The sequence below is a fragment of the Nonomuraea sp. B12E4 genome (genome assembly GCF_039871825.1).
Lineage (GTDB): Bacteria > Actinomycetota > Actinomycetes > Streptosporangiales > Streptosporangiaceae > Nonomuraea.
On the sequence record NZ_JBDPME010000025.1, the window covers coordinates 64,497 to 85,068 of the forward strand.

Genomic DNA, 20,572 nt, shown 5'->3' on the forward strand with positions numbered 1-20,572 from the left:
TCTAGAAATGCAGGAGGCGGCTGTGGACTTCTCGCTCACCCCCGAGGAACGGCAGATCCGCGACACGGTCCGGTCCTTCGTCGAGAAGGAGATCATGCCGCTGGAGCCCGAGGTGCTGCGCAACGAGCGCGCGGGCCGCCCGGCGCTCGATCCCGAGGTCCTCCGTGACCTGCGGGCCAAGGCCAGGAAGTCCGGCTTCTGGGGGATCAACACCCCCGAGGAGTACGGCGGCGCGGCGCTCGGCCCCATCATGTCCGCGATCATCGCGATGGAGATCGGCCGGACGTTCGTGCCGTTCTCGTTCGGCGGCAGCGCCGACAACATCCTCTACGCGGGCAACGAGGAGCAGCAGCGGCGCTACCTGCTCCCCACCATCGAGGGCGAGCGGCGCTCCTGCTTCGCGATCACCGAGCCGGGCGCCGGCTCCGACGCCCGCAACATCCGCACCCGGGCCACCAGGGACGGCGGCGAGTGGATCATCAACGGCGAGAAGACGTTCATCACGGGCGGGAACGAGGCGGACTTCGTCATGGTGTTCGCCGTGGCGGAGGAGCACGGGGTGACGTGCTTCCTGGTGGACCGCGACATGGGCTGGACGTCCGAACCGATCCCGACCATGGGCCAGTGGGGGCCGGCGGCGCTGGTGTTCCAGGACGTACGCGTCCCGGAGGAGAACATCCTGGGCGAGCTCGGCAAGGGCTTCGAGCTGGCCATGCAGTGGATCGGCCAGGGACGTTACATGATCCCCGCCAGGGCCATCGGGTCGGCCGAGCGCATGCTGCGGATGGCCATCGACTACGCCAAGATCCGCAAGTCCATGGGGCAGACGATCTCCGAGTACCAGGCCATCCAGTGGATGATCGCCGACTCCCAGGTGGAGATCGAGGCGGCCAAGTGGCTGACCCTGTACGCGGCGTGGCGGGTGCGCGAGGGGCTGGACGCCCGGCACGCATCCTCGATCGCCAAGCTCAACGGGGCGGAGATGGCCAACCGGGTGGTTGATCGGGTGCTGCAGATCCATGGGGGTATGGGCTACACCAAGGAGTTGCCGATCGAGCGGTGGTATCGGGAGTTGCGGCTGTTGCGCATCTTCGAGGGGACCGACGAGATCCAGCGGCGTACGATCGCCCGCAACCTGATCAAGGGACACGCCCGGCTCGGCCTCATCGGGGAGTGAACGTTTTGTCGGTGGAAGCGCTGTTCAATCCGCGTTCGATCGCGCTCGTCGGGGCCACGGACAAGTCGGGGTGGTCGGTCAGCACGCTGCTGAACCTGCGGACGCACGGGTTTCCCGGGCCCGTGCACCTGGTGAATCCCCGGGGTGGGGTGGTGCACGGCTCGCCTGCCTTCCGGAGCCTGGCGGAGGTGCCCGGGCCGGTCGACCTGGCCTACGTCATGGTGCCCACTCACGCCGTGCTCGGGGTGTTGCGGGAGGGGGCCAAGCTGGGGATCCGGTGTTACGTGGTCCTCACGGCGGGGTTCGGGGAGGCCGGGGAGGAGGGGGCGCGGCTGGAGTCCGAAATTTCAGCTTTTTCTGTGGAAAATGATCTTACGATCCTTGGGCCGAACGGCAACGGGTACATCAACGCCGCCGCCGACGTGACCCCGTACGGGCTGCCCATCCCCGCGCCCCTGCTGCGCGGCTCCGTCGGCGTGGTGCTGCAGAGCGGGGCGCTGGCCAGCTCGGTCCTGGCGTTCGCGCAGGCCCGCAACCTCGGCGTCAGCCTGCTCACCTCGATGGGCAACGAGACGGTCGTCACCGTCACCGACGTGGTCGACTACCTGGTGGACGATCCGGCCACCAAGGTCATCGCGCTGTTCCTGGAGACGATCAGGAACCCGGCCGAGTTCTCCCGGGTGGCGCGGCGGGCGCTGGCGGCGGGCAAGCCGATCGTGGCACTCAAGATCGGGCGCAGCCGGCTGGCCTCGAACACCGCGCAGGCGCACACGGGCGCGCTGGTGGGCGACGACGACGTCATCGACGCCGCCCTGCGCCAGCTCGGCGTGATCAGGGTACGGTCGCTGGAGGACCTGATCATCACGGCCGGGCTGCTGGCGTCGTCGGGGCCGCTGCCGGGACGGCGGGTCGGGGTCGTCACCCCCTCCGGCGGGGCCTCGGAGATCATCGCCGACCGGGCCGAGGACGAAGGGCTGGAGCTGCCGCCGTTCGCGCCGGAGACGGTGGCGCGGCTGGCCGAGATCGTGCCGTCGTTCGGCACCGTACAGAACCCGCTCGACGTCACCGGCTACGTCCTCATCGACCGCACCCTGCTGGGCCGGGCCCTGGAGATCGTGACCGCCGATCCCGGGATCGACCTCGTCATGCTCCTGTCCGAACCGCCCCGGATCGCCCCGCCCGACCCGGCTCCCGCCTTCGCCCTGTACTCGGCCAGCACGGCCCGCATCGCCGCCGCGCCGGTGCCCGTCGTGGTGGTGAGCAACGTGCTGACGGACGTCACGGAGTTCGGTCGGCGGGTGCAGCAGGAGACCGGGTTCCCGTACGTGGTGGGCGGGATCGAGCACGGGCTCCATGCCATCGCCGCAGCCGTACGCTGGTCCGAGGCCCACGCCCGGGCCCTGCCCCACCCCTCCCCTGACGTCGCGTCACCCGGGACCGGCGCGCAGGTCGTCGTCCCGCCGGACGCCGCCGGCGTGTGGGCCGAGCACCGCGCCTCGGCTCTGCTCGCCTCGGCCGGGCTGCCGGTGGTGCCGTCCGTTCTGGCGCGCACGGAGGCTGAGGCGGTGGCGGCGGGCGAGGGGTTCGGGTATCCGGTCGTGGTCAAGATCGCGGCCGAGGGGCTCGGGCACAAGAGCGACATCGGGGGCGTACTGCTGGGGGTGGAGGGGACTGAGGGGGTGCGCCGGGCGTACCGATCGCTTGCCACCACGCTCTCTAACGGCGCGATGCCATCTGATGGTGGGATGCCGTCCAGCGGTGTCATGCCGTCGCCTGCCGTCTCGGACGCCGATTCGTCGTCGGGGTTCACGGGAGTCCTCGTTCAGCCGCAGCGGAGCGGTGGGATCGAGTTGCTCGTCGGCATCGTGCGGGATCCTGGGTGGGGGCTCACTCTGGCGGTCGGGCTGGGCGGGATCTGGGTGGAGGTGTTGCGGGACACGGCGCTGCGGGTGCTGCCGGTGGACGCCGGCGAGGTGCGGCGGGCACTGTCCGAGTTGCGCGGTGCGGCGCTGCTGCGCGGGGCCAGGGGCGGCGAGCCGGCGGACCTGGACGCGGTGGCCGAGGTCGTGGCCCGGATCGCGTCCTTCGCGGAGTCCCTGGGCGACCGCCTGGAATCCCTGGAGATCAACCCGCTGCTCGTCACGGGTTCCCGCGTCGAGGCCCTGGACGCCCTGGTGACCTGGCGCGCCACTGACTGACCCACCACGGCGCGCCACCCACGTACACGCTCTGACCGACCGCGCCCGAAGCACACAGGCGGGCGCCCGCAAGCGTGCGCGGGCACCCGTTCGCGCGGCCCTTCGCCGCGAGGTGGCCCCACCACGCGCATCGGCGGGCGCCCGCCGGCGTCCACCGGCAATGGGGGCGCTCAGGGCAGGCGGTTGGCGAGCACCAGGGTGGCGGCCGAGGCGAACATGCCGCCGTTGCCCAGCACGACGCTCACCTCCACCCCAGGCACCTGGGCCGCCGCCGCACCCCGCAACTGCCGTACCGACTCCTGGATGGCGAACATGCCGTACATCCCGGTATGCGTGTACGACAGGCCGCCGCCGTTGGTGTTCAGGGGCAGGCGACCACCTGGTGATGTGTGCCCCTCGGCGATGAAGGACCCGGCCTCGCCCCGGCCGACGAACCCCAGGTCCTCCAGCCCGTAGATCGGCACGTGGGCGAAGGCGTCGTACACCATGAGATGGTCCACGTCCTCGTGGCCGATCTTGGCCTCGGTGAACGCCGACTCGCCGGAGAGCCTGAACCCCTTCGACGTGGTGAAGTCCTCCATTTGCGAGATCATCGGCGACTCCGCCGCCTCGCCGGAGCCCAGCAGGTAGACCGGGGAGCGCCGCGACCGCTCCTCCGTCGTGACGATCAGCGCCCCACCGCCGTCCGTCACCAGGCAACACTCCAGGAGATGGAACGGGTAGGCCACCATCCTCGACGCCAGGACGTCGTCCACCGTGATCAGATCCTGGTACATCGCCCGAGGGTTCAGGTGGGCCCATCGCCGTTGCGCCACCGCCACCTCCGCCAGTTGCTCGTGGGTGAGCCCCGTCTCCTTCATGTACCGCAGGGCCGTGATCGTGAACGACGTCGGCGGCCCCACTACCCCGTACGGCAGCTCGAACTGCCCCAGCAGCGAATCCGGCCCCATCCCGTAACGCCCGGCACCGATGCGCGACCTGCCCGACTCACCATGGGTGATCAGGACGGTACGGCACATGCCCGCGCGGATGGCGGCGGCCGCATGCCGTACGTGGAACAGGAACGACGACCCGCCCACCCCCGTGCCGTCCAGCCAGGCGGGCGTGATCCCGAGGGCGTGGGCGATCTGGATCGGGCCCGGGGTGCCGACGGTGGCGATGCCGTCGATGTCATCCTTTGTCATGCCCGCGTCGGCCAGCGCGTTCCTGGCGGCCTCAAGGTGGAGTCGCAAGGTCGAGTGGGCGGGGAGGCGGCCCACCTCGTCCGTCTCCGCCGCGCCCGCGATCACGATCGTCATCTGGCGCCTCCGGCGGGCTCGAAAAGGGGCACGTGCACGTCGCCCCGCTGCTCGAACACGACTCGCAGCTCCATGTCCAGCGGCAGGTTCTCTGGGGTGCTCGGCACGCCCACGATGTTCGTCATCATGCGTACGCCCTCCTCCAGCTCCACGACGGCGATGGCGTAGGGGGCCTCGTCCTCGAAGCCGGGCGCCGGGCGGTGGTTGATCACGTAGGAGTAGAGGGTCGCGCGCCCGCTGGCCCGAACCCATTCGACCTGCTCGCCGCCGCAGTGCGGACAATTCGGGCGCGGATAGAAATAGTGCCGCGCGCACGACTGGCAGCGCTGGATCCTGAGCTCTCCCGCCGCTGTCCCGTCCCAGAACGGCTGGGTCTCGGGCGTGGGCTTAGGTACCGGCTTCATCAGCCTCCCCAATCTAGTTCTAGAATCACACTCTAAATCTGCACCCCACCCCCAGAAAACCCCCAACCCCCACCACCACGCCAATCCGGCCAACGCTTCAAGCCGACCCTTACGCCGAACGGCGCTTCCGCACCTCACGCCCAACCCGACAAGCCAGCCCTTCCAAGAGGGCCCCTTCCAACCGGACAAGCCAACCCTCCAGGAAGACCCCTTCCAGCAGGACAACCCCAGAAGAGCCCCCTCCGCCGTTGTCGACCGCGCCGTTGCCGACCACCGGCCCTCGCCATCGATCGCGCATCGGCCCCACCGATACGGGTCAGGGGCTTGGGATGCCGGTGCCGTTGCGGCCGTGGCCGGTGAGGACCTCGTCCAGGGTGGGGCGGGGCTCGCCTGGGTGGCGCGGTCCCGGCTGGGCGAGTTGGATCAGGACGCCATGTGCCTCCTTCGGGTGCAGGAACACCTCTTTCCACCGCGAATCCGCCTGGTTGAGGCCGTGGAGGCGGTAGCCGCGCGACGTCAGCCGGGACACGGCCGCCTCCAGGTCGTTGACGTGGAAGTTCAGATGGTGGACGCCGCCCCTGCCCCTGGTGAGCTCGAAGAAACTGTCGAAGAACGTCGATCCGGCGAGCGGCTCCATGAGCTCGACCTTGCCCCCGTTCGCGTACGTGAGTTGCAGCGTGCGATAGCCCGCGACCCGGTTGTCGCCCCCGCCGCCCAGGGGCCGGCCGCCGAGCAGGTCACGGTAGATCGGCAGCAGGTCCCTGATCCGGGGAGCGGCCACGGCGGTGTGGTCGAAGGACACTTCGAGGCCGTCGAGTTCAAGGTCCAACACACGACTCCTTGCTTCAGGCGATCTTGGAATCCTCAGAGGCGGATCCTAGAATTTGATTCTAGCGGCCGACCGGCGGATCACTCTTGACGTCGGGTGATGTGAGGAGCAGCATCTCAGAAATAGATTCTAGAGCTAGCTTCTAGAACCTGTCACGGGGGTTTAGCCCGACCAGAAAGGCTGAGCCATGAGGCCGTCCTACGTCCGTGAGCTCGACGAATATCCGACCGGCGCCCGCCGCATGAAGATCCTCACGATGGCGGTGCTCGCCATCCTCATCGGTTCGTACGAAGGCCAGATCGCACCCGTCGTGCCGCTCCTGCTCAAAGACCTCCACATGTCGCTCGAAACCTACGGCACCGTGTCCGGAGTCGCGGCGGTGGCGGGGGCGATCGCCTCCATCCTGGGCGGCAGGCTGACCGACCGGCTCGGCCGGGTGCGCCTGCTCATCCCGCTCATGGCCCTGACGGCCGTGTGCTGTTTCGCGATGACGCTCGTGCACAGCCCGCGCGACCTGCTGATCGCGCGGATCGTGCTGGCCTTCGTGGACGGCGTGGCCATGGCCAGCACCGCACCGCTGATCCGTGACTTCTCGCCCCGCATGGGACGGGCTCAGGCATTCGGCTTCTGGACCTGGGGTCCCGTCGGCGCGAACTTCCTGGCCGCGGCCGTCGCGGGCTGGACCCTGCCGATCTTCAACGATTCGTGGCGCTCGCAGTTTGTCATCATGGGGTGCTTTTCGCTGGTCATCTCGGTGGTCATCGCGTTGAACATCGCGGATCTGTCACCTGAGCTGCGGGCCCGGATCCAGCACACCGAACGCGCCGCCACCGCTGTGGCCGGTCTCGGGCAGGCGCCCACGCTGCGGTCGCTCTTCGCCAGGCGGAACATCTGGGCGCACGTGGTCGGGATCTCGCTGTGGCTGGTGCTCTACATCACGCTGTCGCTCTTCGGACAGACGATGCTGGTCGGCGCGCTTGGTGTCAGCAGTGCGGAGGCTTCGACGATCATGGCGGCGTTCTGGAGTCTCAACCTGATCACGTTGATCGTAACAGGCCGCCTGTCCGACCGTACCGGGCTGCGCAAGCCTTTCTCCCTCGGCGGAACCATCGCCTCCGTGCTCGTCACCGCCTGCCTCGCCGTCTCCCTCGGCCAGGAGGGCATGTCCACCGGCACGCTCATGGTGATCGGCGCCCTGCTCGGCGGCTCGCTCGGGGTGGCGTACGCGCCGTGGATGGCCAACTACTCCGAGGACGCCGAGGACGCCGACCCGCGGCTGCAGGGCACGGCGTGGGGGCTGTTCGGGTTCCTCAGCAAGGGCATCGCCGTGATCGGACTGCTGATCATCCCGGACGTGGTCGAGGCGACGAACTGGCAGACGTGGCTGTTCGTGGCGCTGGGCTGCCTGGTCCTGTTCATCCCGGCGATCGTGATGTTCAATGGGCCCTGGCGGCGGGCCGCGCGCGCCCCCATGCCCACCGCCGTCGGGGAGGTCAGGGGATGAGCAAGCTGTCGAAGGTCGCCGATTCCGACCTGCGCGGCATCCGCGACCTCGACATCGACGACGTGCTCGCGTACGTCCACCGCGACCTCAAGCGCCTGCCCGACTACACCGAGCTCTACCGGCGCTACCTGACCCAGCGCTGGAACGTCTACGACCTGGACTTCTCCCAGGACGTCATCGACTGGCGGCAGAGCATGTCCGAGGAGGAGCGGGAGGCGTTCGTCGGGATCTCCGCCGGGTTCCATCACGGGGAGCGGCAGGTGGAGGTGGAGCTGCCGGTGTTCATGCTGGGCGGCTCCGAGGAGTCCAAGATCTGCATGTCCAGCCAGATCGAGGACGAAGCCCGGCACACCGTGCTCTTCGACCGCTTCTACCGTGAAGTGGTCGGCCTGCCCGGCAATTCGGTGCAGGCGGTGCTGGACGCCTCGTTCAAGCACGTGTCCGAGACGTTCGTGGGGCCGTTCGGACTGCTCGCCTACCAGGCCGACGAGCTGCGGCGGGATCCCGAGGACCGGGCCGCCCGGGTGCGTTACGGCACCACCCACTTCCTGTGGATCGAGGGCGTGCCGGCGCTGAGCGTCATGAAGATCACGCTCACCTACTGCCGGGAGCGGGGGTTCCTGCCCGGCTACTACACCGGCTTCACCGCCACGCGCCCGCACCGCCTACACCGCCACCTGGGCGCTGGGGGTGCGGGATACAGGGCTGATACTGACCTGGAAGGACGGCAAGTGTGTGGACGCCGGGATCACCGACGACCCCGGGAACGCCGGCTACATGCTGACGGCCGGCCTCGCCACGTGGCGGAACCTGCGTGAGGGCGCCGACCCGGGCCAGGCGGTGATGTACCGGCGGTTGCGCCTCGAACGGGGCGATGTGCTGGCGTTCTTCCGGGTCATCTACTTCTTCGTCGAGTCACTCGCCGCCCTGTCCCACGTCCCTGCCGAACCCTGAGTCCAACGCGCCGTCCCCGTCAGGCGCGGGTGAGCTCGGTTCTGACCCAGTCGAGCACGGAAGTGTGGCGAGGACGCCAGCCGAGCTGCTCGCGGGCGCGGCCGGCGCGGACCCGGCTGTTGGAGCCGAGCGCGAACAGGGCGAGTTCGTGGCCCCATTCCTGGATCGCGGCGGTGGCGTCCCACTCCTCGGCCGGTCCCAGGCCCAGGGTGTCGGCGATGGCGTCAGTGAGGTCGGCGAACGAGGCCGCGCCGTTCTCGACGAAGTAGAAGGACCCGGCGGGGGCCGATTCCAGTGCGATCAGGTAGAGGTCGGCCATGTCGTCGATGTGGACATTGGACCAGATGTTGCGGCCGGCTCCGATCCGGCGGACGACTCCGCTGGCCTGCGCCTGCCATACCAGGGCCGGGATCTGTACGCTGTCGCGGCCGAGCCCGCGCCCGTGACCGTAGATCAGCGTGTTGCACAGGACCACCGACCGGACCCCGCGCTCCGCGGCCGCCCGGACGTATCGGTCGATCTCCACCCGAGCCTGCTTGTCATCGGCGGGCCGCCATGCCGAGCCCGCGCCGAGGATGTCCTCGTCGAAGACGTCACCGGAGGCCTCGCCACGCGAGTCGGTGCCCACGATGCTTGATCCGCTGGTGTGCAGCAGCGGTTTGCCCGATCCCGCGAGCGCCTCGACGAGGGCCTCCACCGCGCCCCGGTGGTCGCTGTCGGCGGCGTTGATCACGGCGTCGGCGGCTTGAGCCCGCTCGGCGAGCAGGTCGCGGTCGTCCAGCGTCCCGAGCACGGGAGTCACGCCCAGGCGGCCCAGCGCCTCGGCCTTCTCGGACGTACGGACCAGGCCGGCGACCTCGTGCCCCTCCCGCAGCAGCCGGTCGGCGACCGAGCCGCCGATGAACCCCGTGGCACCCGTGACGAACACCCGCATGCGATCACTCCATCCATGCACAGACGTTAGTTGTATATACATTGATTGTATATACATGCCGCCTGTGTCAAACTGCTCCGCGAAGGAGCGTGATGATGCCGCCGACCTCCCCGCGCAGCCCGCGCATCGAACTGCCGTCGGCCCTGGAGAGCCGTTGGCAGGCGCTGCGACGCCTGAAAGGCACCATCGACGACGCACTGGACCGGGCATTGCAGGCCGAGCACGGCATCTCCGTCTCCGAGTACGCCGCCCTGGCGGCCCTGACCTACTCCGATGGCGGGGGCCATCTACGCCAGCAGGTGCTCGCCGATGCGATCCCGCTCCAGCAGAGCTCGCTCAGCCGCCTGGTCTCCCGGTTGGAGCGGACGGGCCTGACCGAGCGTTTCCACTGTCCGACGGACCGGCGCGGCGTCTACACACAGATCACCGACCGTGGACGTGAAGTCGTCGCGGCGGCACGGGCCACCTATGTGGACGTCCTCGAACGCTCACTTGCCGCCGCCTCCGGCGATCCCGAGCTGGCACCGCTGGTCGAGCACTTCCGCCGTACGTAGAGCCCAGGGAGGCGATACCGCGGGAACCGGCCGGCGTCCGGGCTCATCGCCGATTCCCGCCTGGCGATCACTCAGCAGGGCGTCTCGAAGAACTCCGGGTACGACCCGCGCGTACCCACCCACCACTCGTCGCCGACGCAGTTCTCGTACTTGATCCCGATCAGAATGGCACGGGTGGAATCGGGGTAGTAGTACGTTTCGCAGTGGAAGTCGATCCTGCAGGCGCGGGCGTGCGCGGGCGAGCTGAGCACGGTGAGGCTGCCGAGGGCGAGGAGGATGGCTAACGATGTGCGGCCAATCATCGGGATCCCTCCTGGAATGAGAAAGCGCTCCTGCCCTCGATGATTGATCGCCGAAGCGACCAGATCAATAAGCTGCCGGCCGCGAAGATTCCGCCGGAAATCCTGGTCGCGGCCCGATCACGCTGCGGGACCCCATCTACATCCGGCAGTACGCCAGAGGTACGCGAAAGGTCCCGCTCCTGTGCCACTCCCGCGGCTCCGTGATGTGCGGCCGGATCTCGGCAGCCGGGTTGAACGTCGCCGACACCGTCTGTCCCGTCCGGCAGTCCGGCTGCTCGGCAGCCCGGCGCTGGTGTGGCCGGCACCGCCTCGATGCGGGCTCCGGGCGTGGCGTGGGCTCGGCGCACCTCAGGTGGCTGGGTCGGTGAGCTGCCGCACGTTCCCGCTGAGTTGCCGTCCGTCACGTTGGGGCTGGACGCGGCCCTGCCTCGCCCGCATCCGGCGCCCGGACCTTCGCGGCGGGCAGCGCCGGACACAGCGACAACCCCCGATGCGGGAAGATCCCCCAACAGGCCAGGCAGCGGGCCGTTGCCCCGCCTCACCCCAGCCCGACGGGAGATAGATCCCTCATCCGATCAGTCGCGGTGCAGCTTTCGGTAGGTCACGCGGTGCGGGCGGGCGGCGTCGGCGCCCAGTCGCTCGATCTTGTTCTTCTCGTAGTCCGCGTAGTTCCCCTCGAACCAGAACCAGTTCGAGCCCTCCTCCCACGCCAGGATGTGGGTGGCGATGCGGTCGAGGAACCACCGGTCGTGCGAGGTGATCACCGCGCAACCCGGGAAGTCGAGCAGGGCGTTCTCCAGCGACGACAGCGTATCCGTGTCGAGGTCGTTGGTGGGCTCGTCGAGCAGCAGCACGTTGCCGCCCTGCTTGAGGGTGAGCGCGAGGTTGAGCCGGTTGCGTTCGCCGCCCGACAACACCCCCGCCTTCTTCTGCTGGTCCGGCCCCTTGAACCCGAACGCCGCGATATACGCCCTGGACGGCATTTCCACATTGCCGACCTTGATGTGGTCGAGCCCGTCGGAAACGACCTCCCAGACGTTTTTGTTCGAGTCGATGCCGCCACGACTCTGGTCCGCGTAGGAGATCTTGACCGTGTCCCCGACCGTGATCGAGCCGCTGTCGGGCGTCTCCCCACCCGTGATCATGCGGAACAGCGTGGTCTTGCCCACGCCGTTCGGGCCGATGATGCCGACGATGCCGTTACGCGGCAGGTCGAACGTCAGCCCCTCCATCAGCACCCGATCGCCGAAGCCCTTGGTGAGCTCCGTCGTCCTGATCACCGTGGTGCCCAGACGCGGGCCCGGCGGGATCTGGATCTCCTCAAAGTCGAGCTTGCGGTATTTGTCCGCCTCGGCCGCCATCTCCTCGTAGCGCTGGAGGCGGGCCTTGCTCTTGGTCTGGCGGGCCTTCGGGTTGGACCGAACCCACTCCAGCTCGTCCTCCAGCCGCTTCTTCCGCTTGACGTCCTTCTGTCCCTCGACCTTGAGCCGCTGCGCCTTGGCCTCCAGGTAGGTGGAGTAGTTGCCCTCGTAGGGGTAGGCGCGGCCACGGTCGAGCTCCAGGATCCAGCTCGCGACGTTGTCCAGGAAGTAGCGGTCGTGGGTGACGGCCAGCACCGTCCCGGCGTATTTCTCCAGGTGCTGCTCCAGCCACTGAACGCTCTCCGCGTCGAGGTGGTTGGTGGGCTCGTCGAGCAGCAGCAGGTCGGGAGCCTCCAGGAGCAGCTTGCACAACGCCACCCGGCGGCGCTCACCACCGGACAACATGGTCACGTCGGCGTCGGGCGGCGGACAGCGCAGGGCGTCCATGGCCTGCTCCAACTGGCTGTCGAGGTCCCAGGCGTTGCGGTGCTCCAACTGCTCCTGCAGCTTGCCCATCTCCTCCAGCAGCTCGTCGCTGTAGTCGGTGGCCATCTGCTCGGCGATGTCGTTGTAACGCTGGAGCATCGCCATCGTCTCGGCGACGCCCTCCTGAACGTTGCCGAGAACGTTCTTCTCCTCGTTGAGCGGCGGCTCCTGCTGGAGCATGCCCACCGTGAAGCCCGGCATGAGCCTGGCATCCCCGTTGGACGGCTGCTCCAGGCCGGCCATCATCCGGAGCAGCGTCGACTTCCCGGTGCCGTTCGGCCCCAGGACACCGATCTTGGCTCCAGGCAGGAACGACACCGTGACGTCGTCAAGCACAACCTTGTCGCCGTGCGCCTTGCGCACGCGCTGCAGCGTGTAGATGTACTCCGGCATGCCCTCTAGCTTAGGGGCTCCCAACCCGGGCTTCCGCCGCTCCTCCCCACCGGACTTGGGACGATCTACGACGACGAACGCCCCCGACCAACGCGCCGGCCACGCACGACCCCCCGTCTGCCACCGAACGCCCCCGTCGCGGCACGGCTCAACGCCAAACCACCGAGCGAAACTGGAACACCACAGCCCACACCGCACGCCCGAGCACCACGGCCCAAGACCCAGCCCGTCAACCTGAGCCCGAGCACCACGCCGGGAGACGGAGCACCGCTTGTGTTCGGGCTTGAGGAGACGGCCCCCCGAGGTCAAAGCGTGGGGTCTGGGGGGAGGGGTCGTGGTGGGGGTGGTTGGACGGCGGGGATGCAGACCCGGTTGCGGCCCAGCTCCTTGGCCCGGTACAGCGCCAGGTCGGCGGCGGCCAGCAAATCGATCAGGTCGTCGCCATGGACACTCATCAGTGCGACCCCCGTCGAGATGGTGATCCTTATCGGGGTGTTGTCGGCGGGGATGGCCATGTGACCGATGCGGGTGCGGAGGCGTTCGGCGACCCGGCGGGCTTCGTCGATGTCGGCGCTGGGGAGAAGGACGACGAACTCCTCGCCGCCGAACCGGCCCACCACGTCGTACTCGCGCAACTGGCTGCGCAACGTGGCCGCCACCCCGGCCAGGACCTGGTCGCCGACCAGGTGGCCGTGGGCGTCGTTGACGCGTTTGAAGTGGTCGATGTCGATGATCAGCAGAGCCAGGGTGTCGCCGGTGCGCCGGGCCCGGACTATCTCGGCGTCGGCCTCGCGTTGCCAGGCGGCGGCGTTGAGCAGGCCGGTCTTGGCGTCCGTACGGGCGGCCGCCTGAAGCTGGGCGTGGAGGAGGCTGCGTTGCAGCAGCACCACGGGTGGAAGGGCGAGCACCAGCAGGGTCAGGTTGAGGCCGCAGCCGATCGAGACCGTGACTCCCAGGCACAGCTCGACGATGTCCAGCAGCAGGCTCTCCCGGTCCCACAGCACCTCACGCCAGGTCATGTCCGGGTCGGCCGTGTGGGCGGCGAAGGCGATGAGAGCGATGTTGAGCAGGGAGAAGAGCACGGCCGCCAGGACGGCGAAGCCGATCGGCGGGCCACTCCCCCGTGACAGGTCCCAAGGGTTCTCGACGAACCGGTGGAACGTCACGGACGCCGTGCACCCGGCCAGTCCGATGGCCGCCGAGCTGAACACCCGGCGGTAGAGGACGGTGGCCCGCACGCGCACCTGGAGCAGGATCTGCAGCACTATCGGCGCGAACAGCGCATAGACCGGGGGCAGGAGCAGCGCGACCGGCAACCACCAGGCCGACAACAGGTCCCGTGAGACTCCGGCGGGCACACCCAGCCGTCTCGTCGCCTCGATGCATACGGCACCGCAGCCCATGAGGGCAGCGAACGTGAGCAGGTCACGCCACTGGAGCACTGTGGTCGCTGCGAAGAACGTGATCGCGACAAGATCTAGAGCGACTATGACGCACAAATAGATCACGAGCGCGCGGCGTTGCCCGAGCAACGGCCAGCGGCCGGCTCGTGTTGACACACCGTCGCGAGACTTGACCGAGGCGTGACTGGTCGCCGCCATCTCGTCTCCTCCCTGACTAACGATGTGTAACACAATAATTGCGGAGTGTGCGATGCGCGATGGGAACAGATACGTTGGCAGGGACGACACCTGCTCAATCCGCGAGCGGGCCGTGCTGGAAAGGAGCAGCCATGGTGCGGGGCGTGACCTGGACCTGACAGATGCTCTAGCCATCTGACACGGGCAACACACCATCGGCCGCCGTCCTCGGGGTGCCAACGGAATCCGGCCGGTGCCCCTCCCCCCTCCGCCCGGCCTCTCCCCCGGCGTTCTCACCCCTTCCACACGAGCCCCCTCCCCTGCGCCCTCACCCCTTCCACAGAGCCACCCTCCCCTGCACCCCCGTAGCCAATGACGGACTCCACCCGCGCGTCGATGATCTCCTCCAGAGGCCCCCACCCAGACCGACCGTCGAGCACGACTCAAGGCACGCTTCAGCTGCTCCTGCCGCTCCCCCTCGGTTCGCCCTGCGCTTTCCACCGTCGCCGCACCCGGCCCTTCCCGAGCGCCCCCGGCCGGCTCAGCCTGGCCCCTCGCCCAGGCATCTCTCCTCCGCCTGCTCCTCCTCCCTCCGCCGCCGCACCCAGTCCCTGGAACCTCCCGTCTCCTCCCGTTCTGTTCTTGCTGATCCCTCGGGCCGCCTCCTTGCGCCTCCGGCTCGCTGTGGGGCACCGCAGTGACCGTCGGTGCCCCTGTGCGCGCCGGACCCCTATGCTGCCGCTCGGTCCTCCAGCGCCGTTCGTCCGGCGAGCGGGTCCTCCGTGCCGTCGCCGTCAGCAGGTGTTTCCTCTGCTCCCAGGATGCGAACCGTGTCGCCCTCCGGCCCCAGGGTGCGCATAGGGCCGCCTTCGCCTCTCAGGGTGCGTACGGCGCCGTTTTCCGCGTTCAGCCGATGAGCGGGGTTGGTTTCCGTGCTCGCGGCCCGTGCCGGGTCGCGGTCGGTGACCATGAAAGCGGCCGTGCCGGTGGGGTCGGCGGGGGTGAGGCTTCGGAGGTTTCGGGAGGCCATCGCCCAGTCCCGGGTTTCCTCGTCGAGGCGCTCACGCATTTCCTTGCTCATCGAGCCCACTCCGCCGCCCCGCTCCGGCTTGCTGAACACGCCGCTGCCCCAGCGCAGATCATGGCCCACCGCGCTGGCCTCCACCTCGGGCATGAAACGACGATCACCCTCCGAGCCGAACTCGCGGATGCGTAGTTTGCCCGACACCACCACCGGGTGTCCCGCTCGTACGGAGGCGGCGACGTTTTCGCCCAGGGCCCGCCAGCAGCGGACTGTGAAGCAGACCTTGTCGCCGTCCGTCCACTGCCCCGTCTTCTTGTCAAAGTAGCGATGTGAGGTGAGCACCTTCAGCGAAGTGACCTTGGTGCCGTCGTCGAAGCTGTATTGCCTCGGCTCTGCCGCCACGTTGCCGGTGAGCGTGATGTAGATGTCGTTCATCCCGTGCCTCCCATGCGGCGGGCCGGCTGCCCGCGATCTGGGAACACGGTGCCGTGGGAGGGGGAGGCGGCGGGCGGTGGAACGGGATTCTGTGGACGGAGGGCGGGCGATGGGCTGGGGCTGTGGACGAAGGGTGCTCCTGTGCCCGCGACTCCTCTTCAGGGGTTGGTCGTGTATCAGCGCAGGCCGTCTTGTTCGCACACCGTGGCGGTGAGCTCGCCGGTCTCCAGCGCGCCTCGGGGGACCATCACCCGCTCGAACCCGTTCTCGTCCCACACATCGCCCGAGAGGGTGAGGAGGTGTTCGTAGCCGTCTGCCCTCATTCCGGCCCAACTGTCAATGTGAGGCCAGCCGAACGCCTGGCTGTCTCCGGGACTGAAGCCCTGTCGGTCCTGGCAGTAGATGGTCCACGCCTCGCGGAGTGGCCCCTGCACGAATCGTTCGGCTGGCGATTCCCCGTGGTCTTCGTCGTAATCGGGCTCGGCGCGGTAGTCGAATGTCCGCAGGACTGGGTCGCCCTCGTCGTATTCGCCCGAAACCGACGGCAGAGTGATGATCGGAGCGGCATGCAGCTCGACCATGGTGAGGACGTCACCCCGCGCCGGCGGCGGCGTCTCCACGGCATGGGCTGGGTCTGCGCAGATGATCGTGCATTCGTCGATGCCCCGCCGGACGGCCTTGAAGACGTTGACCAGGCCAAGCCGGGCGGGCAGTCGGTCGCCGAGCGATGGGGCCAATGCGTCGGTGTCCAGCACGGCGACCAGGCTGAGCGGAGCTCCGTCCATGGCCTGCGGCCATAGCGTTCCCGGTTCCAGAAGCGCTGGGCCCCCTGCGCGGGACCGGCCGGTCGGGGGCATGTCGGGGCCGGCGGGCTTGAGCACGAACCCGGGCTGGGCAAGGGCGGCCATCTGCCGGCCGAGCCGCTCACCCAACAGCTCGATACAGAGGTCGCGGATTTCGGCCAGGGTGTTCTGTTGATCCATGAGGCCAGATTTCAGCAGACGTGCGCGACAGTTTCTCGATCTTCGGCGATGGGAGCCCTCGGGCCAATGCCCGTGCGCAGCCGGGTGGATGAGTGGATGGACGGGTGGATAGGTGAGGGATGCGAAGAGCCGCCACCCGGCGAGAGGCAGGGCGGCGGCACTGGGACGGACATAGTGGGTGGGTCAGGTCGACATGTCTCTCAGGGCGGTGTAGAAGGCGTGGTGGCGGCCCAGTTCGCGTTCGACCGGCTCCACGACCATGGTCGTCGACACGGCGCCGACCCTGCGGCGCATCTCGCGCTCCAGTCGTTCGCGCTCCCGCGAGGCCCCCAGCTCCACGAAGTTGCGTGACGCGATTCCCGACAACGCGCCGAGCCCCAGCACCGAGGCCATCATGAGCCCCACCCACGGCAGCGCCGCGCTGTCGCCCAGCAGTTCCAGGGCGGGCGGGAGCTGGTCGGGCATGGTCAGCCCCACCACCAGCCACACCAGGCCGGCCACGAAGGCCGCCACCAGCAGGTATTGCCACACCTTGAGCAGCCGCCACCAGCCGGGCACCCGGTCGAGCTGCGGCGCGACCTCTGTGAGGTCCTCGGTGAGCGCCTGCGGGAGCTGCTTGGAGCGGGACCTGGCCGCCTGGTGCACGGCTGTGCTCCACACCGGGTGCATTCCCATCGACAGCCCGTCCGCGAGCGCCTGGACGGCGTTGGACACCTCGGCCGACTGCGCGCTCACCGAGCCGGCCGTGATGCCGCGGATCTCCTCGCCCACGTCCTGCAGCCGCAGGCTCTTCAACGGATCGGGGCGGAACTTCGCGAACCACCGCGGGTACGGCCATCCCACCCACCGGCTGGACCGCTCGGCGTAGACGTGCTCCATGGCCTCGCCCACCGCCGGTACGCCCACCGCGTCGCACAGCGCGTCCGTCAACCCCATCCTGCGGGCCTCGTCCACCGACGAGGGCACGGACAGGGCCTCGCCCAGCGGCATCGACTGGGTGAGGCGCTGTTCGAGCCGGTGGAGGTCGGCATCGAGCTTCTGGATGGCCGCGCGCCGGCGGGCCACGGCGGTCGAGATGACGCTCTTGAGGCTTTCCACGCCCCGGCCGGTGACCGCCGAGGTGGGGACCACGCTGGGATGTTCGACGCCTTCGCGGCGCAGCAGGTCGTTGAGGTCGATGACCAGTTCGGCCAGCTCCTCCGCGGTCAGCCGGTCGGCCTGGTTGAGCGCGAACACCGTCACCGCGTCATGCCCCGCCAGCTCCGTCACGTAGCGCCGGTGCGTCGAGGCGTCGGCGTACTTCTGCGGGTCGAGCACCCACACCACCAGGTCGGCCAGCCCGATGAGCCGGTCGGCCTCGGTGTCGGTGAGCGCCCTGATGGAGTCGTGGTCGGGCAGGTCGAGCAGGATCAGCCCGTGGAGCTGGCTGTCGCCCCTGTCGAGCGCGCTGGCCCGCGAGAAGCGATGCCGCCACTGGATCTGCAGCCAGTCGAGCAGCGGCCCGGCGCCTTCCAGCCCCCACACGCAGGCGTGGGTACGGGCGGTGGTCGGCCGGCGTACGCCCGTGGGCGACAGCTCCAGCCCCGAGATCGAGTTGAACAACGACGACTTGCCGCTGCCGGTGCCGCCCGCCAGGGCGACGACGGTGTGCTCCGACGACAGCTTGAGCCGGTCACCGGCCTGCCGCAGCAGGGCCGTGGCGTCGTCGAGCAGCTTCTTGTCCAGCCGTCCCGGGCCCACCTCCACGACCTTGGTGAGTGCGGACAACCTTGAGGCGAGCCCCTGCCTGGTGGTCATGGTGGTCATCGAGCGACCTCGAGGTTGTACGTCGCCTGGTAGAGGCGGGTGGCGACGGACTCGTCGGGAATGCCCGCCGAATCGAGCGCTTGTACGTAACGCATGGATTCCTCGTCGAACAACATGCCGATTCTGGCCCGCAGGTCGCTGAATGCCTTGGCCCCGATGCCGCGCAGCGACTCGGCGCCCAGCAGGGCGTTGACCAGCCGGTGCGGCACCCCTTCGCCGTTGCTCCCGCTGAACATCGCCACCGTGAAGATCAACGACAGCGAATCGGGGTCGAACGACACCAGCTTCGACACCGACCGTTTGGCCACGCCCTCCGTCCGTACGAGCTCGCTCAGATGGTCCTGCCAGGTGGAGATGGCGCGGCCGGTGAGGCGTACGAGATTGTCGGAGGGCCGGTCGAGGCCCTCGCTGAGACTCGCACCCAGCTCCGCACGGTGCCGCCAGCGCGCCACCACCTCCGCGGCGGCGCGGTTGGCGGCGGCGACGATCACCGACTCGAGCCCGGCGCGGATCGCCGTCTTGAACGCCACCACCCGCTCCGGCGCGTGCTTCGACCGGTTGCGCTTGCGCACCTGCAGCGAGCGCATCAGGTCGCCGGAACCGGCGAAGTCCTGCCAGCGGGCCAGCACCTCGCCGTGCAGCAGCGAGCCGTTCTTCGACGCCTTGTCGATCTCGCTGAGCGCCCCGAGGAAGGCCTTCTCCACGTCGCCGCGCAGCTCCGCCCTGAACGCGACCTGCCCCTCCAGGTGCTTGGCCAGCGCGGGCACGCGGGTGCGGAAGCTGTCCAGCACGCCGTTGAGCGTCTCGCGTACGGCCTGCGCCCGGCGCTCCTCGTCGACCGACAGCTCTGCCAGCCAGAGGCGCAGGTCGACGACCTCGCTGTCCGGCAGTCTGCCGTCGCTCACCTTCGCCTCGTGGATGACGAACCTGTCGATCTCGCCGAGGCCGTATTCGGTCAGCATGCGGCCGAAATGCTTCAGCACCACGTCCGCGGACTTCTGCTGGATCCGCGAGAGCACGATGGCGAGGCGGGCACCCCGCTCCTTGGCCAGGCGCAGGAGATTCCAGGCGGGAGCGTCGGCGTAGCGGGCGGCGGTGGTCACGAAGATCCACAGGTCGGCCGCGTCGAGCATGCGGTGCGCCACCTCGTGGTGCTCCTCGACGACCGAGTCGATGTCGGGGGTGTCGAGCAGCGCCACGCCCTGCGGGAGCTTCTCGGTCGAGACGACGACCAGGCTGTCCAGGCCGCTCTCCGGGGTGACCTGGTCGACGCGTTGGAGGCCGCCGAGCAGCTCTCCCTCCGAGAACCACTTGCGGTCGTCCGGGTGGCAGGCCAGGACGGGGGTGCCGGTGGTCGGACGGCGTACGCCGGTGCGCGAGATGTTCCGCTCGGCGAGGGAGTTGACCAGGGTGGACTTGCCGGCGCCGGTCGAGCCCGCGATCACGATGAGGGCGGGTGCGTCGCTGGTCTTGACCCGCGGCAGCACGTAGTTCTCGAGCTGGGCCAGGAGGTCGGCCTGTGCCCGCCTGGCCTCCTCCGCGCCGGGGAGGTCGAGGCTGAAGCGCAGGTCGGCGATGCTTTCGCGGAGGGCGCCGAGGGCCGTCGTGAGTGCCTCCGCCGCCTCGGCAGGCAGCTCCTCACCCTCTCCGGGCCTGCCCGCCTGCAGTCCCGCCGAACCACGGCCTTGCCGGTCACCGTCCGCAGAGCCACGGCCTTGCCGGTCACGGCCTTCCTGGTCATCCTCAGCGGAACGGCGGCCTTGCCGGTCGCCGTCCTTGGTGCCGCGATCCGCCTGGCCGACGTCAGAGGGATCGGAAGTTTCCGGATCGCCGTCGCCGGGCTCCCGTCCCTCCTGCTCGGTGCCCGCGGAATCGCCTTCCATCGGGTCGGGGTATCCGGGGCTCTGCCTTACTCGGTCTCGCCCTGCGGGGTCCCGCTCCTCCTGGTCGCGAGGCAGCTCCTCATCCTGCGGCTTCCCGGCCCGCGACGGCCCGTCGGACGGCTGATCGTCGGACGGCTGCTCGGCCGCCCTGGACTCCAGCTCGTCGTCCCCTCGGTCCATCCGTGCCGGCCGCCGGTCGGCGTCCTCGGCCGTTTCGGCGCGGGCCGTCGCCCCGGGGTGCCTCTCGGTGGTGGCGCGGGTCACCGAACCTGCGGCCGGCGCGTCGACCGACGCTGCGGCCTCGTCCGGCGCATGCTCCGTCGGCTCGTATCGAGGAGCGGACTGGCGGAACGGCTGACTGTTCTGGCTCTCCGGCCCGCCGAGCGAGGCGGGCCGCACGAAGAGAGAGGGCCTTTCGGACGCGGCCGGCTCGCCTCCCGCGCCGAGCTTGCCGGGACCAGCGGGCT

General features: G+C 69.2%; 17 protein-coding genes. 6 read left to right on the forward strand and 11 right to left on the reverse strand.

Annotation, left to right across the window (positions count from 1 at the left end; genetic code table 11):
- Window positions 1-7 precede the first annotated feature (7 nt).
- Both ABGB18_RS38100 and ABGB18_RS38105 read left to right on the forward strand, forming a co-directional pair.
- Complete coding sequence (locus ABGB18_RS38100) at window positions 8-1,177, forward strand: acyl-CoA dehydrogenase family protein (RefSeq protein ID WP_347700532.1); 1,170 nt, start codon at window positions 8-10, stop codon at window positions 1,175-1,177.
- Window positions 1,178-1,188: 11 nt separating this feature from the next.
- Window positions 1,189-3,375, forward strand: a complete 2,187-nt coding sequence (locus tag ABGB18_RS38105) for an acetate--CoA ligase family protein (protein WP_347700533.1) — start codon at window positions 1,189-1,191, stop codon at window positions 3,373-3,375.
- Window positions 3,376-3,545: 170 nt separating this feature from the next.
- On the opposite strand, the gene ABGB18_RS38110 is transcribed toward ABGB18_RS38105, so the two are convergent.
- From ABGB18_RS38110 to ABGB18_RS38120, 3 genes are all read right to left on the reverse strand, one after another.
- Window positions 3,546-4,673 (reverse strand): thiolase, encoded by a 1,128-nt coding sequence (locus ABGB18_RS38110; protein ID WP_347700534.1) that lies wholly within the window; start codon window positions 4,671-4,673, stop codon window positions 3,546-3,548.
- On the reverse strand, window positions 4,670-5,077 hold the full coding sequence (locus ABGB18_RS38115) for a Zn-ribbon domain-containing OB-fold protein (protein ID WP_347700535.1): 408 nt from the start codon (window positions 5,075-5,077) through the stop codon (window positions 4,670-4,672). The genes ABGB18_RS38110 and ABGB18_RS38115 overlap by 4 nt, the downstream gene beginning before the upstream one ends.
- 316 nt (window positions 5,078-5,393) lie before the next feature.
- The gene (locus tag ABGB18_RS38120; protein WP_347700536.1) at window positions 5,394-5,906 is read right to left on the reverse strand and encodes a VOC family protein; all 513 of its coding nucleotides are present in this window, start codon (window positions 5,904-5,906) and stop codon (window positions 5,394-5,396) included.
- 187 nt (window positions 5,907-6,093) lie between these two features.
- Between ABGB18_RS38120 and ABGB18_RS38125 the strand changes: the two genes are divergently transcribed.
- The 3 genes from ABGB18_RS38125 to ABGB18_RS38135 are packed head-to-tail and all read left to right on the forward strand — an operon-like array spanning window position 6,094 to window position 8,364.
- Window positions 6,094-7,410, forward strand: a complete 1,317-nt coding sequence (locus ABGB18_RS38125) for an MFS transporter (RefSeq protein WP_347700537.1) — start codon at window positions 6,094-6,096, stop codon at window positions 7,408-7,410.
- Complete coding sequence (locus ABGB18_RS38130; protein WP_347700538.1) at window positions 7,407-8,228, forward strand: hypothetical protein; 822 nt, start codon at window positions 7,407-7,409, stop codon at window positions 8,226-8,228. Before ABGB18_RS38125 ends, ABGB18_RS38130 begins: the two co-directional genes overlap by 4 nt.
- A complete protein-coding gene (locus ABGB18_RS38135) occupies window positions 8,188-8,364 on the forward strand; it encodes a hypothetical protein (RefSeq protein ID WP_347700539.1) in 177 nt (58 codons plus the stop codon). Before ABGB18_RS38130 ends, ABGB18_RS38135 begins: the two co-directional genes overlap by 41 nt.
- 19 nt (window positions 8,365-8,383) lie before the next feature.
- Here the strand turns inward: ABGB18_RS38135 and ABGB18_RS38140 are convergent, their stop codons facing one another.
- Entirely contained in the window at window positions 8,384-9,298 is a 915-nt protein-coding gene (locus tag ABGB18_RS38140) for an NAD-dependent epimerase/dehydratase family protein (RefSeq protein ID WP_347700540.1), read from the reverse strand.
- A 92-nt stretch (window positions 9,299-9,390) separates the two neighbouring features.
- On the opposite strand from ABGB18_RS38140, the gene ABGB18_RS38145 reads away from it, so the two are divergent.
- Window positions 9,391-9,852 carry a MarR family transcriptional regulator gene (locus ABGB18_RS38145; protein WP_347700541.1) on the forward strand — a complete coding sequence of 154 codons (462 nt, stop codon included), beginning with the start codon at window positions 9,391-9,393 and terminating at the stop codon, window positions 9,850-9,852.
- Between the two features lie 71 nt (window positions 9,853-9,923).
- Here the strand turns inward: ABGB18_RS38145 and ABGB18_RS38150 are convergent, their stop codons facing one another.
- The 7 genes from ABGB18_RS38150 to ABGB18_RS38180 all read right to left on the reverse strand — a co-directional run bounded on the left by ABGB18_RS38150 (window position 9,924) and on the right by ABGB18_RS38180 (window position 20,369).
- On the reverse strand, window positions 9,924-10,154 hold the full coding sequence (locus tag ABGB18_RS38150; protein WP_347700542.1) for a hypothetical protein: 231 nt from the start codon (window positions 10,152-10,154) through the stop codon (window positions 9,924-9,926).
- Between the two features lie 575 nt (window positions 10,155-10,729).
- Window positions 10,730-12,394: an energy-dependent translational throttle protein EttA gene (ettA, locus tag ABGB18_RS38155; protein ID WP_347700543.1), complete on the reverse strand. Its 1,665-nt coding sequence runs from the start codon at window positions 12,392-12,394 to the stop codon at window positions 10,730-10,732.
- A 305-nt stretch (window positions 12,395-12,699) separates the two neighbouring features.
- The gene (locus tag ABGB18_RS38160) at window positions 12,700-13,995 is read right to left on the reverse strand and encodes a GGDEF domain-containing protein (RefSeq protein ID WP_347700544.1); all 1,296 of its coding nucleotides are present in this window, start codon (window positions 13,993-13,995) and stop codon (window positions 12,700-12,702) included.
- Between the two features lie 709 nt (window positions 13,996-14,704).
- Window positions 14,705-15,433 carry a single-stranded DNA-binding protein gene (locus ABGB18_RS38165; RefSeq protein WP_347700545.1) on the reverse strand — a complete coding sequence of 243 codons (729 nt, stop codon included), beginning with the start codon at window positions 15,431-15,433 and terminating at the stop codon, window positions 14,705-14,707.
- A 176-nt stretch (window positions 15,434-15,609) separates the two neighbouring features.
- Window positions 15,610-16,416 carry a DUF1963 domain-containing protein gene (locus ABGB18_RS38170; protein ID WP_347700546.1) on the reverse strand — a complete coding sequence of 269 codons (807 nt, stop codon included), beginning with the start codon at window positions 16,414-16,416 and terminating at the stop codon, window positions 15,610-15,612.
- Window positions 16,417-16,599: 183 nt separating this feature from the next.
- On the reverse strand, window positions 16,600-18,222 hold the full coding sequence (locus ABGB18_RS38175) for a GTP-binding protein (RefSeq protein ID WP_347700547.1): 1,623 nt from the start codon (window positions 18,220-18,222) through the stop codon (window positions 16,600-16,602).
- Entirely contained in the window at window positions 18,219-20,369 is a 2,151-nt protein-coding gene (locus ABGB18_RS38180; protein WP_347700548.1) for a dynamin family protein, read from the reverse strand. The genes ABGB18_RS38175 and ABGB18_RS38180 overlap by 4 nt, the downstream gene beginning before the upstream one ends.
- Between the last annotated feature and the right edge of the window lie 203 nt (window positions 20,370-20,572).

Coding starts and splice junctions, on each gene's coding strand:
- ABGB18_RS38115 (WP_347700535.1), bottom strand. CDS start 5,077: ATGAAGCCGGTACCTAAGCCCACGCCCGAGACCCAGCCGTTCTGGGAC.
- ABGB18_RS38165 (WP_347700545.1), bottom strand. CDS start 15,433: ATGAACGACATCTACATCACGCTCACCGGCAACGTGGCGGCAGAGCCG.
- ettA (WP_347700543.1), bottom strand. CDS start 12,394: ATGCCGGAGTACATCTACACGCTGCAGCGCGTGCGCAAGGCGCACGGC.
- ABGB18_RS38135 (WP_347700539.1), top strand. CDS start 8,188: ATGCTGACGGCCGGCCTCGCCACGTGGCGGAACCTGCGTGAGGGCGCC.
- ABGB18_RS38125 (WP_347700537.1), top strand. CDS start 6,094: ATGAGGCCGTCCTACGTCCGTGAGCTCGACGAATATCCGACCGGCGCC.
- ABGB18_RS38140 (WP_347700540.1), bottom strand. CDS start 9,298: ATGCGGGTGTTCGTCACGGGTGCCACGGGGTTCATCGGCGGCTCGGTC.
- ABGB18_RS38110 (WP_347700534.1), bottom strand. CDS start 4,673: ATGACGATCGTGATCGCGGGCGCGGCGGAGACGGACGAGGTGGGCCGC.
- ABGB18_RS38175 (WP_347700547.1), bottom strand. CDS start 18,222: ATGACCACCATGACCACCAGGCAGGGGCTCGCCTCAAGGTTGTCCGCA.
- ABGB18_RS38100 (WP_347700532.1), top strand. CDS start 8: ATGCAGGAGGCGGCTGTGGACTTCTCGCTCACCCCCGAGGAACGGCAG.
- ABGB18_RS38160 (WP_347700544.1), bottom strand. CDS start 13,995: ATGGCGGCGACCAGTCACGCCTCGGTCAAGTCTCGCGACGGTGTGTCA.
- ABGB18_RS38130 (WP_347700538.1), top strand. CDS start 7,407: ATGAGCAAGCTGTCGAAGGTCGCCGATTCCGACCTGCGCGGCATCCGC.
- ABGB18_RS38170 (WP_347700546.1), bottom strand. CDS start 16,416: ATGGATCAACAGAACACCCTGGCCGAAATCCGCGACCTCTGTATCGAG.
- ABGB18_RS38145 (WP_347700541.1), top strand. CDS start 9,391: ATGATGCCGCCGACCTCCCCGCGCAGCCCGCGCATCGAACTGCCGTCG.
- ABGB18_RS38150 (WP_347700542.1), bottom strand. CDS start 10,154: ATGATTGGCCGCACATCGTTAGCCATCCTCCTCGCCCTCGGCAGCCTC.